Origin of the sequence: Secundilactobacillus oryzae JCM 18671 (assembly GCF_000740055.1) — a bacterium.
GTDB lineage: Bacteria > Bacillota > Bacilli > Lactobacillales > Lactobacillaceae > Secundilactobacillus > Secundilactobacillus oryzae.
The window spans coordinates 1-16,710 of record NZ_BBJM01000033.1; the positions used below are offsets into that span (position 1 = coordinate 1).

Sequence of the window (16,710 nt, forward strand, 5' to 3'; positions counted from 1 at the left end):
TGAACCAAGCAAGAACCAAAAAAAGAGTAATTTCAAGGGCTGTTTAGCCTTTGAAATTACTCTATAAATTGTTCATCAACAGGATTTGACAAAGAGCCGAAATTACTCTATAAATTGTTCATCAACAGGATTTGACAAAGAGCCTTTATTATTCTACAGTTACACTCTTTGCTAAGTTTCTTGGACGATCAACATCCAGACCCTTGTTGAGACTTGTATAGTAAGCCAACAATTGAGCTGGTACAACACTTAGAAGTGGTGTCAGATGCTCGTCGATATCAGGCAAGACGATGGTGTCGCCAGGCTTAGAGAGCTTTTCAGTACTAATTGTGATAATTTTGGCACCTCGCGCCATGGTTTCTTGAAGGTTTGAGCGGGTCAGCCCTGCCGTCCGTTCCTGGGTAATAATCCCAACAACCGGTGTGCCCTCCTCAATTAACGCAATGGTTCCGTGCTTCAATTCACCAGATGCAAATCCTTCAGCTTGTACATAAGAGATTTCCTTCAACTTAAGCGCTGATTCCAGGGAAACTGTCCAATCAAGGCCACGGCCAATATAGAACGCGTTTGGCGTGTTCATGAAGCTTTCCTTAGCAACCTTTTCAATCATGCCCTTCTCATCAACCAACGCTTGCATCCCCGTTGCCACGAGGCCAAGTTGTTGGCGAATATCAAAGTTTTGGGCCACGATTTGGTTGTCGCATTCGCCAAGCGCCTTTGCCAAAATAGCCTCTAAAGCGATTTGAGCAGTGTAAGCCTTAGTTGAGGCAACCGCGATTTCTGGACCCGCGTGAAGTAGCAAGGTATAAGTTGCTTCACGAGACAAAGTTGAGTTTTGAACATTCGTCAACGTCAAGCTCTTGTAACCTGCGGAGTTAACGTTAACCAATACTTCACGACTGTCGGCCGTTTCACCACTTTGAGAAAGGAAAATGAAGAAAGGCTTCTTAGATAAGATTGGTTGCTCATAGGCAAACTCTGAGGAAATATGCACTTCAGTTGGCTTTTGAGTTAAGCTCTCAAACAAACGCTTCCCTACTAAGCCGGCGTGATAACTTGTTCCAGCACCGATGATGTATAACCGATCAGCGGCTTGCATGTCATCTAATAACTTTTGGTCAATCACTGGTTCGCCAGTCTCTGAAAGGTATTCTTGAGAAAGCTTACGCATGACATTAGGTTGTTCATCGACTTCTTTCAACATATAGAAGGGATAAGTACCCTTATCGGTTTCGTCAGCGTTCATATCAACGTGGTAAGGTTCTCGTTCAACGACTTCGCCAGTCTTACTTTCAATGCGAACAGAATCTGGCTTAACCGTCACAACTTCACCATCCATAAGTTCCAAAAACTCATGTGTTTCGTTCAACATTGCCAAGGCATCAGAAGTGACAACGTTATAACCAGCTGCCAAACCAATGAGGAGTGGGCTCTTGTTTTTGGCCACGTATAACGTATCTGGTTCTTCTCGATCCATCAACAAGAAACCATAAGAAGAGCCTTTAAGGTAACCTAACGCCTTTACAAAGGCGTCATGTGCGTTCAAGTTGTCTTCAACCGCAAACTTATCAATGAGTTGGACCACAACCTCAGTATCGGTTTGACTCGTGAATGGCACATCGCTAAGGTAATCACTCTTCAAATCTTGGAAGTTTTCGATTACGCCATTATGTACCAGATAAAAACGATTATCCTTAGAAACTTGTGGATGCGCGTTATCAACACTCACGACACCGTGGGTTGCCCAGCGTGTATGACCGATACCGGCGGTTCCTTTAACTTCGGGACCAACCGCCTTACGAAGATCAGAAATACGACCCTTTTCCTTAACTAAGAAGTCTTCACGATTTTTTGAATCAACAAAAATTCCGGCTGAATCATAGCCACGATATTCAAGTTTTTGTAAGCCCGTTAATAAGATTTTCACTGTATTATCGTTACCAGTAACTCCAACAATTCCGCACATGCTTTATCATTCCTCTACTAAATAATATAATTGGTATAGACATTGGTTTATTAATTAACCTTTGATAATAACTATACTTTACAGTCGTTAGATGAGGTTGTCAACAAATTATTCTTAAGTGGTATACATCATAATGAAACAAGAACGCTTGATTTCAAATCGAGCGTTCTTTTGAAAGCTATTCTATTAATTAGTTCGACTCTAAATCCTTACAATCGTTACTTAGTCTCATGAAAGCAAGGTTACACGAGATGCTTACTCAGCGCCAACCTCTGCTCTTACAACATCAGCGATCCGGTTCACGTATGCTTTTACTTCGTCCACTGTTGGGGCTTCTGCCATAACCCGTAACAATGGTTCAGTCCCGCTTGGTCGAACAAGGACGCGACCGTCGCCAGCCATCTCCGCCTCAACTTCATTAATGATGGCTTTGATTTTCTCGTTGTTCAAGGCCTTTTTTTTATCAGTTACTTTAACGTTAACCAATTCTTGTGGGTAGTCTTGCACTTCTTCAGCAAGTTCTGATAACTTCTTGCCCGTTTCCTTCATCACCCGGAGTAACTGCAAGCTGGTTAGCATTCCGTCACCGGTCGTGTTGAAATCAAGGAAAACGATGTGACCTGATTGTTCGCCACCCAAGTTGTATCCATCTTTAAGCATTTCTTCAACGACGTAACGGTCGCCGACTTTCGTCTGCACACTCGTCATACCGTTCTTTTCCATTGCTTTATACATACCCAGGTTACTCATAACTGTCGTGACAATGGCATCCTTCTTCAGACGACCATGTTCTGACATGTATTTGCCGCAAATGTACATGATTTTATCGCCATCAACGACATTTCCTTTTTCATCAACCGCAATACATCTGTCACCATCACCATCAAAAGCCAACCCAATTTGAGCACCCTCACTCACAACAAACTCTTGGAGCTTCTCTGGATGAGTTGAACCGACACCTTTATTGATGTTCAAACCGTTTGGTGTCGTGGCAATTGTATCAAATTCAGCACCTAAGTCAGCGTAGAGACGAGAAACGAGGCTGCTTGTCGCACCATTAGCTGAATCGACAGCGATGTGCATGCCTTCAAGGTCACCAGAAATTGTTTGTTCCAGGAATTGGATGTATTTCTGACTACCCTCAGAGTAGTCTTCAACTGTTCCCAATCCTTCTGCTGCTGGCCGTGGCAAAGTATCTTCGGAATCAACTAACTGCTCAATTTCTTCTTCCATTTCGTCAGATAATTTGTAGCCATCACTACCAAAAAACTTAATGCCGTTATATTCAACGGGATTATGTGAAGCGGTAATCATAACCCCAGCTGCCGCTCCTTGTGTTCTGACAAGGTAAGCCACTGAAGGTGTCGTGATAACCCCCAACTTAAGCACTTCAATTCCAACCGACAACAAGCCAGCAATGAGTGATTCTTCCAACATTTGGCCAGAAATTCGTGTATCGTGGGCAACTAAAACTTGGGGAACCTCATTTTGATCCTCCGCATGCTGTGTCAGAACATAACCACCTGCACGGCCTAATTTAAAAGCAAATTCAGGAGTTAATTCCTGGTTAGCAACGCCTCGTACACCATCTGTTCCAAAATACTTCATCTTAATTTCCTCATTTCTATTCCATCTTACTTAGATAAGTTAATCTGCACTGCTTGGTTTAACTGTCACTTTGACTTGCTCCGGTGAAATCGATTTAACATCGTTGTCCTTCGCATTAAGCGCGACTGTTTTAGTCGTTCGTTTCGTAATTCCTGAAACATCTACTTCAATCGTTAACTCTTTCAGATTCTCAAGCTGAGACTCACTGCCAATTAATTTCACAGTTTTAGTACTACTTGTCAATTCGTAGTCCGTATCTAAACTGCCATTTTTGGTCTTAAACTTAAGCTTAACCTTTTTTGACTTACCGTCCGCCGTGATTGGCAGACTGGCATTGGTGGTCGACGGCGTCAGAATGACATTCACCGTCTTTCCATTTTTATCTAGCGCCTCAATAATTGCCTGTGAGTTAATGGTCGTCTTGGCATTTTGTGGCACAATGATTTGGGCAACCACTTTGTCGATACGCGCAATTTCATTAGCAGCGCCCGTTGCTTTTACGCTACTAATTCCCGTCGTTGGTCGACCAGCAACGTAACCTTCCGCAATATTACCCTTGTTAAATTCTGATTCAATCTTAAAGGTCTGTGACTTCCGAGGTTGAACGTTTACCTTGATTGTTTTAGGGTGCAACGTTTCTTTGATGTCTTTATTCAGACCTTCAACATGCAATTTAACCGTATGGGTTCCAGTCCCCAAACCTTTTAACGACGCGTACACTTTAAAGTTCTGAGTATTGGAAGTCGTCGTCACGAGTGCAGCAGGACCGCTGAGCGCAACGCGTACCATTTCGGGATAACCCGTCACAAAGTACTTCTGCGAGTTAACATCCAATTGCAAAGGTACCCGAACGGTCTCTTTCTTAGTTGCGGTTAAAGATGTATTGCCACTATTCGTACTCGTCTGCTGTCGTGTCGAGCTCACCTTTGAACTGTCAACGTAAGCAAACAATAGGATTGCAAGTAAAAGCGCTAGGAGTCGGAACATCCAACGACTGTTTAAAAAATCTTTCATTTGGACTTCCCTCCTTGGAAAAAGCGCTCCAATTGGTCCAATAGCCATGAAAAAGCGTTCTGCTTTTCTGGCTGATAGTCACTGATAAGCTCATTTTTAAAGAATTTCAAGTAGTCATCCTGATTCATATCACGCAGTAATTCATTATTTTTCGTAATTGAAACTTCGCCGGTTTCTTCGGAAATGACGATTGTCAATGCATTCGTCACTTCAGAAATTCCAACTGCGGCCCGGTGCCGCGTTCCCAACTCTTTAGGAATCAAGTTACTTTCTGACAGTGGCAAGTATGCAGCCGCAACCGCAATCTTATTGTCCTTAATGATGACGGCGCCATCGTGAAGTGGCGTATTCGGAATAAAGATGTTAATCAATAATTCACCCGTCACGTCAGCATCCAGATGAATCCCAGTTTCAATGTAATCGTCGAGACCGGTGTCCATCTGAATCGTGATTAAAGCCCCAATTCGCCGCTTCGACATGTACTGAATTGCCTTATCTAAGGCGCTTATCAGTTTGTTTTCCGCCTCATTCTCATGTCGACTACGTGTAAAGTACGAGCCACGACCTAAGTGCTCAAGTCCCCGCCGAATTTCGGGTTGGAAGATGACAACGACGGCGATGACACCCCAGTTGATAATTTGGTCCATAATCCACGAGAACGTGCCAAGCCCGACATACCAGCTCACCAGCTTAATCAGGACAATCACAATGATTCCCCGGAAAAGTTGGACAGCCTTGGTACCCTTGACCAGCATAATAAGCTCGTAAATGAAAAACCAGACTACTAAAATGTCTAGCAAGTTGCCTACGTTACGCCATGTTAATAAGTCAGTCCAATTGAAAGCCATCGTTTTTCCTCCAAATTTAATTCGATTTCCATTATATCATGACTGGCGCTAAATTTAACCGCCTCCAAGCATTGAATTCTTAGTAATTATTAAAGCTCTAACGTAACCTTATTCAAACCAGAACTTTTCTGTTACTATTTAGGTAAATTATGCTGAAGGGAGGGATACCAATGACAAGGCCAAAACGTTGGCAAGTTCGAGCCTTTTTTGTTCTTTGGTTACTATTTTTGTGGTTAATGGTCAAAGCACCATTTGAATTCTTAGTCTTAAATACGTTTTTAGGCTACATCCCCATCGAAATTAGTTTCCATATCGACAAACGGCTATTCCATAACGTCTTCTTGTTCTGGATCCTCATCATTATCTGGCTCTTATTTTATCCAAACTCACCGTACATGCTGACGGATTTGTTCCATCTATCCCTTTTACAGCCCTACGCCGCAGATGGCTTGTTACGATTATCGATACATATGTGGGCGTACTTCGGCTGCATGCTGATCAGCGCGCTGTTTTGTGCATTCCTCGGAATGTGGAGCCTTAGTCACGTCAGCGACGTCATCAACGCGCGCTACTTTCGCAGTAATAAGTGGATGCGCTGGCTCATCATCTTTGTTCTCACTGCATTAACCAGTGTTGGAATTTTCATTGGCCGGTTCTTGCGAATCCACACTATTTACCTCATTACGTCACCAGGATTCATCCTGTCACGGTTGTCTACCATGTGGACGCCAAAAATGTTTGCCTTTGTCGCTATTATGACAGTGGTACAGCTCATCATTTTCTGGTTCTACTCCCTAGTCACCACTCAAAAATCACCACAATCTTAAAAAGGTCTTGCCAAATTCGGCAAGACCTTTTTTATTCGTCATCAGCTAATGACATCATTAAAACATTTTCAGAGTAGTTAACGTATTCTCTTAAACTAGCGGCCATTCGCCAATTAATATTGCCAGCTTCAAGCAGGGATTGGATCCCGCTTCGCTCAGCACCAAGAGCTAAGGTTCGAAGTTTATTGAGTTGTTGTTCATACGTTTTTTGTGAGGATTGATGATCCGAACGAGCGCGTTCAATTCGGTTACGATAATGAATCACCAAATGATAAATCGCTTGATTATCAAATTGGTGCTCGTCGACATCCCCGCGCGCCAGATAAGTTGATAACGCCTTAATGGCCGCCTTTGCCCCCTCACGCTCGATTAAATTAATATCCGTCTCGACGGCCTCATTATCATCACTCATGAACCAAATTCGAATGCTCCGTAGAATCTGACGACCCCAGACACGACTATTTCGCAACGACCATAACATCAAGTGACCACTTGATTGCACCACTTGGCGTTCACTACGTCGAATCCGGTTTCCAATAATTAAATAACTGCTACGCTTAATTTGTTTTTCTTTATACAACTTTTCCAGTGACTGCATTTCTGCTTCATAGCCTACTCGTCTCAGAGTGACTTCATCCTGAATCGAAGACTGCACGGCTTCATCATCTTTAAAGTGCATTTCAAGGCGACGGATAATGAATTGATAGTCCAGCATCAAATCATAAGCCGCACGTTGATTTTCTAATCGCCGGTTTTCCTCTATTTTGGAAACAGCTAACCGCATGATATAGGCTTTTGCTTCTTCTTCACTGATATAATCATGGACTTCTTCATCGTCATCAATGACATCCTCATCTACGTGGGCACCACGCGTTTGCAATGGTGCGCCACCCTCTGGGGAAACCAATGGTAATGTGATGGTCGCCACCACTAAACTTATGATAATGACCCCAGCCGCGATGAAAAGCGCTAAAGAACGTTCAGGGAACACGGATCCTGAAGCAGTGACCAACGGAATCGATAGGACCCCGGCCATGGTGATGGCACCACGAACGCCGGATAACCCAGACAGGAGTGCAACTCGTAAGCTTGGTCTTGACCCTTTTTTCCGAGCAAATGAGATTGCTTGATAAATAAAGATCCAAATTACCCGAATAATCAAGATAATGAGCCAAGCCCCAATCGAGTAAAGAATCGCCTGTGTCGTGCTAAATGTATCATTCACAATGATATTCCGTGTTGCTAATGGCAGTTCAATTCCCAGAATGACGAAGACGGCTCCATTTAGAAGATAAATGATGATATCCCATGTGTTTTCCGTCACCAACCGTAACTCTGGTAAATCCTCAATAATCCGATTTTCCTGAGCATGGGATAAAGCACCAGCTGCGACAACCGCAATGACCCCAGACGCATGTGCCACTTCTTCCGTCACGAGGTAAATGATAAACGGTGTCACAATTTGCAAGACGGTGTTAAAGACGACATCATTAATCCCTTGACGTCTCAGGATATCTTTTAATAAATCAATGGCTAGCATCAAAACTAGTCCAAATAGTAACCCAACCAAACTAATGTATAGAAAGTCATTTGTCGCTTCGGTTAACGAGAAGTACCCCGTAACTGTTGCAGCAACCGCATATTTAAACGCAATCAGACCAGAGGCATCGTTAATTAGGCTTTCGCCGCTGACCAGATGCAAGATGGCATCCGGTAACTTAGCACGTTTAGAAATTGACTGCACCGCAACCGGATCGGTTGGTGAAAGAATGGCTGCTAACGCTAATGCAACGGTCAACGGCATCTTGGGAATCATCAGGTACATCAGGTAGCCACCCACCAAGGTCGTAATAAAGACCAATAAAATAGCATTAGCAAAAATTGGCCCCCGGAGCTTCCATAGTTCACGTTTAGGGAACCGCCGCCCATCGTTAAACAATAACGGCGCAATGAAAAGGAGCAGGAACCAATCTGTTTCCAGGTCAATTTTAACGTCGAAAACTAACGCTACGCCCAGTCCCAGCAGGACTTGGATCAAACTGACCGGAATAAAGGTGAGATAATGGCTAATGATATTTGAAGCGAGTACGACTACTGCAAGTAATATGACGGCTTCTACAATTGGCACGTTATAATCTCCCCCTCAATATTAATTATGATTTTGCTTCGCCAATGATGCGAACTTCGGTTTCCAATTCAACGCCAAACTTGGCTTTGACAACCGATTGAATATGATGAATTAAGTCAATATAGTCCGTGGCAGTGGCGTGATTGACGTTCACAATGAATCCCGCATGCTTCAATGAAACAGCTGCTCCACCCATTTGGTAGCCAGGCAACCCGGCCTCTTGGATAAGTTTACCCGTGAAATGGCCAACTGGGCGTTTGAAGACACTTCCACAGGATGGCAACAGCAATGGTTGCTTAGCAGCACGCTTAGCATTCAAATCATCCATTTGGGCTTGAATTGCCTGGGCGTCACCCTTTTCTAGGGTAAAAGTAGCCGAAATGACCACTTCATCGTCATCTTGAATGCTGGAATGACGATACCCAAAATCAAGTTCATCGTGATTTAGGGTTTTGAACTCACCCGCCCTGGTTAAGACGGTTGCGCTTGTGACAGCGTGGCTAATTTCGCCACCGTAAGCCCCAGCGTTCATGAAAACAGCCCCTCCAACACTTCCGGGGATTCCAGCAGCAAACTCAAGTCCTGTTAATGAGGCAGCTTGAGCATGTTTAGTGGTCTCAATTAGGGAGGCGCCGGCATCTGCCGTCACCGTAAGACCAGTTGCTTCGATCTTGGCCATTTGCGTTAGAATAATCACCAGTCCACGAATACCGCCATCCCTAACAATCAGGTTACTGGCGTTCCCGATAACGGTGACCGGGATAGTATTTTCATATGTGTATTTAAGCAAAGCTTGTACGGCATCACTCGTTTTTGGCAATACCAAGTAATCAGCATTGCCACCTGTTTTGGTGTGCGTATATCGAGAAAGTGGCTCGTCCTTCAGAAACGTTTCATTTGGAAATTCAGTCACAATATTTTCAATCATAATTGGTCTCGTTACCTTCATTCGTCTTTTTTTGCTAAAAAGCTACTTCTAGTTTACCACGGGCAGCACCCCTCCGCCTACTAACTTTAATTGCCATCGTTGGGTCTTTCGCGGATTTTTGGTATACTGGTTTCGAATTGGGGGGAATCATTTTGAAATTTATTTCGTGGAACGTTAACGGCTTGCGTGCCGTCGTCAATAAAGATTTTCAATCAGAATTCAAACAATTAGATGCCGACTTCTTTTGTATTCAGGAAACTAAAATGCAGGCAGGACAATTAGAACTCGACCTGCCCGGTTATCACCAATACTACAATTACGCGGAACGGAAGGGCTATTCTGGAACGGCGATTTTCACGAAACACGAACCGATTTCCGTTCATTACGGCATTGACCAACCTGAGCTGGACACTGAAGGGCGCGCAATCACCCTCGAGTATCAATCCTTTTACCTACTGACTTGCTACACACCAAATTCGGGACACGAGCTGAAACGGCTCGATTTCCGAATGAAGTGGGATGAAGCCTTTCAAGCCTACGTGGGGCAGCTTAATCAGCAAAAGCCCGTCATTATCTGTGGTGACTTAAATGTCGCTCACCATGAGATTGATCTCAAGAATCCAACCGCAAATCATCATAATGCCGGGTTTACTGACGAGGAACGCGCAGACTTCACAGCCCTACTAGATTCAGGATTGATTGATACGTACCGCTACTTCTATCCGGATAAAAAGGAAAAGTATACTTGGTGGAGCTACCGAACCAAGGCCCGTGACGTTAATTCCGGTTGGCGAATTGATTACTTCCTAACCAGCAAAAAATTGACTTCCAAAATTTCTGATGCTAACATTCTCTCCACAACAATGGGATCGGATCACTGCCCCGTTGTCCTATTAATGCATAACCTCGAACTCTAACCGAAAAGGATGACAACATGAACTTTATTGCAATGGATTTTGAAACGGCTAATGGTCATCGTGATAGTGCCTGCTCATTAGCACTTACCATCGTTAAGAATAGCCAAGTCGTCGATGAATTTTACTCCCTTATCAAACCAGATTCACCATTCAACTGGCGCAACACTCAGATTCACGGTATCCACGAATCCGACGTTGTCGATGCGCCAACTTTTCCAGAAGTCTGGGACCATATTCAACCACTCTTTAATCAAAACCAACTGGTGATTGCCCATAATGCGGCATTTGATAACAGCGTCCTCAAACATAGCCTTGAGCATTTCACCCTTCCTCGAGCCAAATACCTGACTCTGGATACCGTTAAAACCAGCCGGCAATTTTTCCCGACTTTACCTAACCACAAGCTCAACACGGTGAGTGAAGCGTTAGGGATCGAATTAGAGCATCACCATAACGCTTTAGACGATAGCTTGGCATGTGCAAACATCTTATTGTACGAAGCAAATCAATTTGGCATTGAACCACTAAAGCCCTTTATTCACGCCGTTTAATCGATAGAATTTAAAAACGATACTCCAGCTGGAGTATCGTTTTTTTAATATTCAATCTTCATTTCGATTAAGCGTTGTCCTTTTTCTTGTTTTACCCAAACGGTCTGAAACCCTAATTTTTGATAAACATGAACCGCCGCAACATTCTCCGCATAGACAGTTAAGATAATTCGCCTTAATTGTGAAACAGTCTGAGCCCAATACAATGCCTCATCCACTAATGCGGTTCCTAATCCCTGATTCCACAGTTCCTTAACGACTCCCACACCTAACTCGGCAGTCTCAGACTCATCCAGTACGGCCTGCAACGTCACAATTCCGATCAGATCACCTTCAAGTTCAGCCACAATAATTTGATCATAAGGCGATTCGTTGATTAAATCTATTTGCTCAGCTTCCTCCGTGATTGTTAAATCAGGAAGCGCCTCATCAACTGCAATCGTGGTCGTTTCCATTTCCAGTTGTCGCATCAAGCTTAGTAATTGCTCGGCATCGCTAGTTTGAGCGCCACGGATAACCACCTCATCAGCCATTTTGTGTTACCACCTGTTTCGCAATTTCAGTGAATCGTTCACCTTGAGGCTTAAATTCAAGTTGCCGGAAGTCGTCGCCTTTGTCGTCTTGGCGAGTGAAAACAATCCGCAGATAATTTTTAGGCAAATCCTCATCGATAAATTGTGACCACTCCACCACGTTAAGACCGTCACCGTTGAAATATTCATCTAGGCCTAACTCATCGGCACCACCGTCTTCTAATCGGTAAGCATCCATGTGATAAAGTGGAATCCGGCCATCCTGGTACTCACGAATGATGGTAAAGGTTGGGCTCTTGATGTTACGATCGATGCCCAGCCCTTTGGCGAGTCCCTTCGTAAACGTGGTTTTACCAGCACCTAAATCGCCGTCCAATAAAATCAGATCTTTTGGTTCTAAATATGTTGCGAGCTTCATCCCCAAATCATAGGTCTGCGCTGCATCAGTGACTTCAATTTTAAAATCCAAGCTTACCCCTCCATAAATGAAAATAGCCCATCAAAACTTCTTTTGATAGGCTACGTTTTATTTTATTCGTTGTCAACCGCTTGGGCTGCGGTGATGATGGCTACTTTGTAGACATCTTCTTCATTGGCACCCCGAGAAAGGTCAGAAACAGGTTGGTTCAAGCCTTGCAAAATTGGTCCGATGGCTTCGTAACCACCAAAGCGTTGAGCAATCTTGTAGCCAATGTTACCTGATTGGAGTTCTGGGAAGACGAATACGGTTGCGTGACCAGCCACGTTAGAACCTGGCGCCTTCTTTTCTCCAACAGATGGGACAAATGCTGCATCAAACTGTAATTCACCATCAATTGGTAAATCTGGCGCTTGTTGCTTAGCTAATTCAGCGGCTTCTTGAACCTTGGTGACCATGTCGCCCTTGGCTGAGCCCTTCGTTGAAAAGCTCAACAACGCAACCTTAGGATCAATACCAAAGACTTTAGCGGTATTAGCACTTTCAATCCCAACTTCGGCCATGCCCGCAGCATCCAATTCAATGTTAATTGCACAATCCGCAAAGACGTAGCGTTCATCACCCTTTTGCATGATGAAGGCACCACTAATCCGTTTCACACCTGGCTTAGTTTTAATAATTTGAAGCGCTGGACGAACAGTGTCACCAGTTGGGTGGTTGGCGCCAGAGACCATTCCATCAGCACGACCCATGTAAACGAGCATTGTACCAACGTAGTTTGGATCTTCTAACATTTTAGCAACTTGTTCAGCCGTATTTTTACCGTTTCGGCGTTCAAGGAGTGATTGACGCATTGCGTCATCCACTTCAGCCTTAGGATCAATGACTTGGACACCATCTAAGTTCCAGTTATGATCTTGAGCTAATTTTTCTACTTGAGCAGGGTTTCCAAGTACGATTGGGTTTACCAAACCATCGGCTGCTAGTCTAACGGTAGCACCAACAATTCGTTCGTCCTCTCCTTCAGGGAATACCAGCGTCTGCTTCTTTGTTTTAATCTTTTCCTTTAAGCTGTCAAAAAGTTCCATTACTAAAACCTCCAGTGAGTTTATTCAATTTCTCTCATTGCTAGTTTAGGATGCTTGCCCAGATGACGTGACTTCCACGTGTTCGGGCAATTGCCAATCAATCGGCTTTTCGCCCATTGCCTCCAAAGCGAGATTCGTTTTGGAAAATGGCTTTGAACCGAAAAAGCCCCGATTTGCTGAAAGAGGACTCGGATGAACCGACTGAAGAACAATATTGGTCTTAGTATTAATCAAACTAATCTTACCTTGAGCCGCCTTACCCCAGAGGATAAACACCACGGGTTCAGGACGTTGCGAGAGCGCCTTAATTGCAGCATCCGTTAGCTGTTCCCACCCCTTACCTTTATGCGAAAAGGCTTGACCGTTACGAACGGTTAAAACGGAATTCAACAACAACACACCCTGTTTTGCCCATTTTTCTAGGTAACCATGATTAACTGGCTTGATACCAAGATCTGACTCTAATTCTTTATAGATGTTGCGCAGCGAAGGTGGCACCCTCACCCCAGGCAAAACCGAAAAGCTCAGGCCATGTGCTTGATGGGGTTCGTGGTAGGGATCCTGTCCTAAAATAACCGCCTTCACTTGTTGATAGGGCGTCCATTCGAAAGCCTCAAAAATTTGATTCATTGCAGGATGAATATCGTAGTTTTGGTACTCTTCCTTTAAAAACTCATGTAATTTTTGATAATAAGCCTTCTCAAATTCTGGCTGCAAAATTTGCCACCAGTCATTATGAATAAACGGTTTCATTCCCAACACCTCAACGTTTATTCTAGCATAATTTTTCTGGAATTGACATTAGCGGTTTTATAATTTATTTCGTGTTAGAATGGAAATAGATAGCGCTACCATTAGCCGGAAACGAGGGATTTTATGCGAAAGCTTTATATCGATCAGTCCAGCTTATCACGGCACGAGGCTGCAGTTGTGCGAAATGAAAAACGTGAGGCCCTTTACTTGCTCACCGGAAAATGGGGAATCGAAAGTGACGCCCTTTCCGTTTACACAATGCGAGGCGGCCTGCTAGCCGAACTCAAACAGCAGTCCGTTGGCTTGCTTCCCATATTTGATCTCTATCTCTACCAAAAAAAGGTCGGCAGCGTCAAGAAACCGCTCGGTGTCCTGAATGAAGTTTTATTTGTCCACGGCCTCAACTGGTTCATCATTGGTAACCCAACTGCTGGGAATTACCATATTTTTCGTGGCGTTCAAACCATCATGACAGTAAGATCAGGTCTAATTGTGGGGAATCAGCAATTTAAGGAACTCACCATTGGTAGCTCCGACGATGAGCCACTATGCATTTGTCTAGTTGCCATTCTCGATCAGTGGTCGCATAAAAAGACACCATTACAATCACCACTACGGTCCCATGCGGCATTAAGGACTGGGTTACGTCCCGCCCAATTCCACTTAACTGAACACGAATCCAATAAATAAAAGCAGATTGGCCACAATGCCAATCTGCTTTTTTCTAAACGTTCATAATTTTGCTTAAAAATCCCCGAGTTCGCTCGTTTTTAGGATGATCGAAAACTTCTTCAGGTGTCCCAATTTCCTGAATTTTGCCACTATCCATAAAAGCCACTCGATCAGCAGCTTCCTTGGCAAAGCCCATTTCGTGGGTCACGACGACCATCGTCATCCCCGCTTTGGCCAAATCCTTCATAACAGCCAGGACATCCCCAACCATTTCCGGATCAAGGGCACTGGTTGGTTCATCAAACAGCATAATCTCTGGCTCCATCGCTAAGGCTCGGGCAATAGCTACCCGCTGCTCTTGACCACCTGATAATGAGGCTGGTTTGACATCAGCTTTTTCAGCCAGGCCAACCTGGGCTAATAGCTTCATGCCTTTTTCGCGAGCTGTTTGCTTATCCATTTTTTTCAATTGAACCGGTGCCAGCATCACATTTTCAATCACCGTTAGATGGGGGAATAGATTAAAATGCTGGAAAACCATCCCGATGTTTTGACGGACCTTGTTAATATCCGTGTGCTTAGCAACTAGATTCACACCGTTGATTTCGATGACACCAGAATTTACGGCTTCCAGGCCATTCAGACAGCGTAAAAATGTCGATTTTCCGGATCCAGATGGTCCAATCAGGCAAACCACTTCCTTGGGAAAAACTTCTAAATCAATCCCACTGAGGACTTCGTTAGCGCCATAACTCTTGTGCAAGTCTTTAACTGATACTTTTAACTGCTCTTTCATATCCGCGTCCTTCTTTCAGCCCAGTTAGATAGCCAAGTGAGCAATGTAATTACGACGATGTAAATCAGTGCAATAATTGTCCAAACCTTGAACCCTTCCATGTTTCTAGAAATTATGATTGTCCCGGTTTGCGTTAGTTCAAATAATCCAATAACGGATAAAATCGAAGTATCCTTCAGCGTAATGATAAATTGGTTCACGAAGGACGGAATCATAATTCTCAACCCCTGAGGCATAATGACGCGCAACATTGATTTACCATACGGCAACCCCAATGAACGCGCGGCCTCCATCTGACCTTTATCAACCGCTTTAAAGCCACCCTTGACGAAGGCTCCCGTATAAGCCCCCTCATTCAGGGTCAGTGCGATAATCCCAGCAACGATTGCCGGAATCTTATCACCGGTTAAATTGGGAATTCCAATATAAATGAAGAAGGCCAGAACCATCAACGGCATACCTCGAAAGACATAGATAATGGTACTTGAAACGCCTCTCAAAATCCGACTGGGAACGACGCCCATCACGCCTAAGCAAATTCCTAAAATAGTTGCAAAAATAATAGAAATCACGGTTAGCTTAATCGTCATCCAGAAACCACTCAGGAAGGCCGCTTTATTCGTTTTTAATAATCCCCATACAGTCCGACTTGATTTAGAATCCGCCGTTAACTTTGTCTTTTTGGTTGAAAGGTAACGATCAACCACTTTCTTATAGGTACCATCCTTACGAGCTTGCTTAAGCCCCTTGTTAAAACTAGTAATCAGTGCCTTGTTCATTCCCTTATTTACCGCAAAACCATATTGGCCACCACCAACGGGCTTCGTCACAATCTTCAAATCCATTCCATTCTTAATACCATACGCCATCACTGGATAGTCTTCGAAACAAGCAGCTGAATTACCGTTGATGACATCATTGTACATCGTATTGGAGTCATTAAAGTATTTAACTTTAAAGCCATATTTCTTTTGGAGTGATTTTCCGTACTCAGCCGCTACCGTTCCCGTTTTTAAGGCAACCGTTTTACCTTTCAAATCCTTAGGTGACGTGATTTTGCTGTTTTTGCCTACCGCCATCACCTCACCCGAATCATAGTAAGGATCCGAAAAATCAAACTTAGCTTTCCGTTCCGGCGTGATACTCATACCGGCAATCACACCGTCCACCTGTTTGGCATCCAACGCCTGAACAGCTGCATTAAAACTCATCGGTTTTAACGTGTAGGTGAATCCTTGACTCTTCGAAATCTCCTTCAGTAAATCAAGGTCAATCCCCCGATATTCGCCGTTATCCGCCTGAAAATCGAACGGTGCATACGTTGCATCAGTTGCAATCGTATATGAAGGCTTATCAGCTGCCCGTACGGATTGGGTAGACTGGAAACCTGCGAAACCTGCAAACAGTGTCAACACCAATCCCAGAATAAATTTTCTCATAAAAACGGCCCCATTTCTTATTCTTTCATGTTATAAAATATAACATAACATAACCAGATGTTGAAATCGAGCCTTTTATTAAAATAAGATGAAAATAATCCGAATTTTGCCTGTTTTATGACATAAAAAGAGGCTGTGACATAAGTCTCTAAAAAGTGGAATCTAAATCGGATAATTCGATTTAGATTCCACTTTTTTAGTCAAGATTAAGGAGCTTAGCTCCT

Annotated in this window: 16 protein-coding genes; 4 read left to right on the forward strand and 12 right to left on the reverse strand. The window is 43.7% G+C overall.

Annotated features, from left to right (window positions below):
- Positions 1–148: 148 nt before the first annotated feature.
- From glmS to cdaA, 4 genes are all read right to left on the reverse strand, one after another.
- A complete protein-coding gene (gene glmS, locus LOSG293_RS08050) occupies positions 149–1,966 on the reverse strand; it encodes a glutamine--fructose-6-phosphate transaminase (isomerizing) (RefSeq protein WP_034529118.1) in 1,818 nt (605 codons plus the stop codon).
- Positions 1,967–2,221: 255 nt separating this feature from the next.
- On the reverse strand, positions 2,222–3,574 hold the full coding sequence (gene glmM / locus LOSG293_RS08055; protein ID WP_034529120.1) for a phosphoglucosamine mutase: 1,353 nt from the start codon (positions 3,572–3,574) through the stop codon (positions 2,222–2,224).
- 39 nt (positions 3,575–3,613) lie between these two features.
- On the reverse strand, positions 3,614–4,588 hold the full coding sequence (locus LOSG293_RS08060; protein ID WP_034529123.1) for a CdaR family protein: 975 nt from the start codon (positions 4,586–4,588) through the stop codon (positions 3,614–3,616).
- Positions 4,585–5,436: a diadenylate cyclase CdaA gene (gene cdaA / locus LOSG293_RS08065; RefSeq protein WP_034529125.1), complete on the reverse strand. Its 852-nt coding sequence runs from the start codon at positions 5,434–5,436 to the stop codon at positions 4,585–4,587. The genes LOSG293_RS08060 and cdaA overlap by 4 nt, the downstream gene beginning before the upstream one ends.
- A gap of 170 nt (positions 5,437–5,606) precedes the next feature.
- On the opposite strand from cdaA, the gene LOSG293_RS08070 reads away from it, so the two are divergent.
- Positions 5,607–6,263: a DUF1361 domain-containing protein gene (locus LOSG293_RS08070; protein WP_152551124.1), complete on the forward strand. Its 657-nt coding sequence runs from the start codon at positions 5,607–5,609 to the stop codon at positions 6,261–6,263.
- Positions 6,264–6,294: 31 nt separating this feature from the next.
- Here LOSG293_RS08070 and LOSG293_RS08075 read toward each other — a convergent pair whose 3' ends face one another.
- Positions 6,295–8,391 (reverse strand): cation:proton antiporter, encoded by a 2,097-nt coding sequence (locus tag LOSG293_RS08075; protein WP_034529127.1) that lies wholly within the window; start codon positions 8,389–8,391, stop codon positions 6,295–6,297.
- 25 nt (positions 8,392–8,416) lie between these two features.
- A complete protein-coding gene (murB, locus tag LOSG293_RS08080) occupies positions 8,417–9,322 on the reverse strand; it encodes a UDP-N-acetylmuramate dehydrogenase (protein WP_439950833.1) in 906 nt (301 codons plus the stop codon).
- A 149-nt stretch (positions 9,323–9,471) separates the two neighbouring features.
- Between murB and LOSG293_RS08085 the strand changes: the two genes are divergently transcribed.
- Together LOSG293_RS08085 and LOSG293_RS08090 are read left to right on the forward strand one after the other, a co-directional pair.
- Positions 9,472–10,236 (forward strand): exodeoxyribonuclease III, encoded by a 765-nt coding sequence (locus LOSG293_RS08085; RefSeq protein WP_034529131.1) that lies wholly within the window; start codon positions 9,472–9,474, stop codon positions 10,234–10,236.
- Positions 10,237–10,253: 17 nt separating this feature from the next.
- Positions 10,254–10,787 (forward strand): 3'-5' exonuclease, encoded by a 534-nt coding sequence (locus LOSG293_RS08090; RefSeq protein ID WP_034529133.1) that lies wholly within the window; start codon positions 10,254–10,256, stop codon positions 10,785–10,787.
- Positions 10,788–10,831: 44 nt separating this feature from the next.
- On the opposite strand, the gene LOSG293_RS08095 is transcribed toward LOSG293_RS08090, so the two are convergent.
- The 4 genes from LOSG293_RS08095 to LOSG293_RS08110 form a co-directional block, all read right to left on the reverse strand.
- Complete coding sequence (locus LOSG293_RS08095; RefSeq protein ID WP_034529134.1) at positions 10,832–11,320, reverse strand: GNAT family N-acetyltransferase; 489 nt, start codon at positions 11,318–11,320, stop codon at positions 10,832–10,834.
- A complete protein-coding gene (gene tsaE, locus LOSG293_RS08100) occupies positions 11,313–11,789 on the reverse strand; it encodes a tRNA (adenosine(37)-N6)-threonylcarbamoyltransferase complex ATPase subunit type 1 TsaE (RefSeq protein ID WP_034529137.1) in 477 nt (158 codons plus the stop codon). Before tsaE ends, LOSG293_RS08095 begins: the two co-directional genes overlap by 8 nt.
- A gap of 62 nt (positions 11,790–11,851) precedes the next feature.
- Entirely contained in the window at positions 11,852–12,826 is a 975-nt protein-coding gene (pta, locus tag LOSG293_RS08105; RefSeq protein ID WP_034529140.1) for a phosphate acetyltransferase, read from the reverse strand.
- A gap of 45 nt (positions 12,827–12,871) precedes the next feature.
- Positions 12,872–13,579: a uracil-DNA glycosylase gene (locus LOSG293_RS08110; protein WP_034529143.1), complete on the reverse strand. Its 708-nt coding sequence runs from the start codon at positions 13,577–13,579 to the stop codon at positions 12,872–12,874.
- Between the two features lie 123 nt (positions 13,580–13,702).
- On the opposite strand from LOSG293_RS08110, the gene LOSG293_RS08115 reads away from it, so the two are divergent.
- A complete protein-coding gene (locus tag LOSG293_RS08115; RefSeq protein ID WP_034529145.1) occupies positions 13,703–14,269 on the forward strand; it encodes an LURP-one-related/scramblase family protein in 567 nt (188 codons plus the stop codon).
- 34 nt (positions 14,270–14,303) lie between these two features.
- Here LOSG293_RS08115 and LOSG293_RS08120 read toward each other — a convergent pair whose 3' ends face one another.
- Both LOSG293_RS08120 and LOSG293_RS08125 read right to left on the reverse strand, forming a co-directional pair.
- Complete coding sequence (locus LOSG293_RS08120; protein WP_034529147.1) at positions 14,304–15,047, reverse strand: amino acid ABC transporter ATP-binding protein; 744 nt, start codon at positions 15,045–15,047, stop codon at positions 14,304–14,306.
- Positions 15,044–16,486: an amino acid ABC transporter substrate-binding protein/permease gene (locus LOSG293_RS08125; protein WP_034529149.1), complete on the reverse strand. Its 1,443-nt coding sequence runs from the start codon at positions 16,484–16,486 to the stop codon at positions 15,044–15,046. Before LOSG293_RS08125 ends, LOSG293_RS08120 begins: the two co-directional genes overlap by 4 nt.
- Positions 16,487–16,710: the final 224 nt, after the last annotated feature.

What these genes read in the sequence shown, in the direction of transcription:
- glmS (WP_034529118.1), bottom strand. Translation starts at nt 1,966, where the DNA reads ATGTGCGGAATTGTTGGAGTTACTGGTAACGATAATACAGTGAAAATC.
- glmM (WP_034529120.1), bottom strand. Translation starts at nt 3,574, where the DNA reads ATGAAGTATTTTGGAACAGATGGTGTACGAGGCGTTGCTAACCAGGAA.
- LOSG293_RS08060 (WP_034529123.1), bottom strand. Translation starts at nt 4,588, where the DNA reads ATGAAAGATTTTTTAAACAGTCGTTGGATGTTCCGACTCCTAGCGCTT.
- cdaA (WP_034529125.1), bottom strand. Translation starts at nt 5,436, where the DNA reads ATGGCTTTCAATTGGACTGACTTATTAACATGGCGTAACGTAGGCAAC.
- LOSG293_RS08070 (WP_152551124.1), top strand. Translation starts at nt 5,607, where the DNA reads ATGACAAGGCCAAAACGTTGGCAAGTTCGAGCCTTTTTTGTTCTTTGG.
- LOSG293_RS08090 (WP_034529133.1), top strand. Translation starts at nt 10,254, where the DNA reads ATGAACTTTATTGCAATGGATTTTGAAACGGCTAATGGTCATCGTGAT.
- LOSG293_RS08095 (WP_034529134.1), bottom strand. Translation starts at nt 11,320, where the DNA reads ATGGCTGATGAGGTGGTTATCCGTGGCGCTCAAACTAGCGATGCCGAG.
- pta (WP_034529140.1), bottom strand. Translation starts at nt 12,826, where the DNA reads ATGGAACTTTTTGACAGCTTAAAGGAAAAGATTAAAACAAAGAAGCAG.
- LOSG293_RS08110 (WP_034529143.1), bottom strand. Translation starts at nt 13,579, where the DNA reads ATGAAACCGTTTATTCATAATGACTGGTGGCAAATTTTGCAGCCAGAA.
- LOSG293_RS08115 (WP_034529145.1), top strand. Translation starts at nt 13,703, where the DNA reads ATGCGAAAGCTTTATATCGATCAGTCCAGCTTATCACGGCACGAGGCT.
- LOSG293_RS08120 (WP_034529147.1), bottom strand. Translation starts at nt 15,047, where the DNA reads ATGAAAGAGCAGTTAAAAGTATCAGTTAAAGACTTGCACAAGAGTTAT.
- LOSG293_RS08125 (WP_034529149.1), bottom strand. Translation starts at nt 16,486, where the DNA reads ATGAGAAAATTTATTCTGGGATTGGTGTTGACACTGTTTGCAGGTTTC.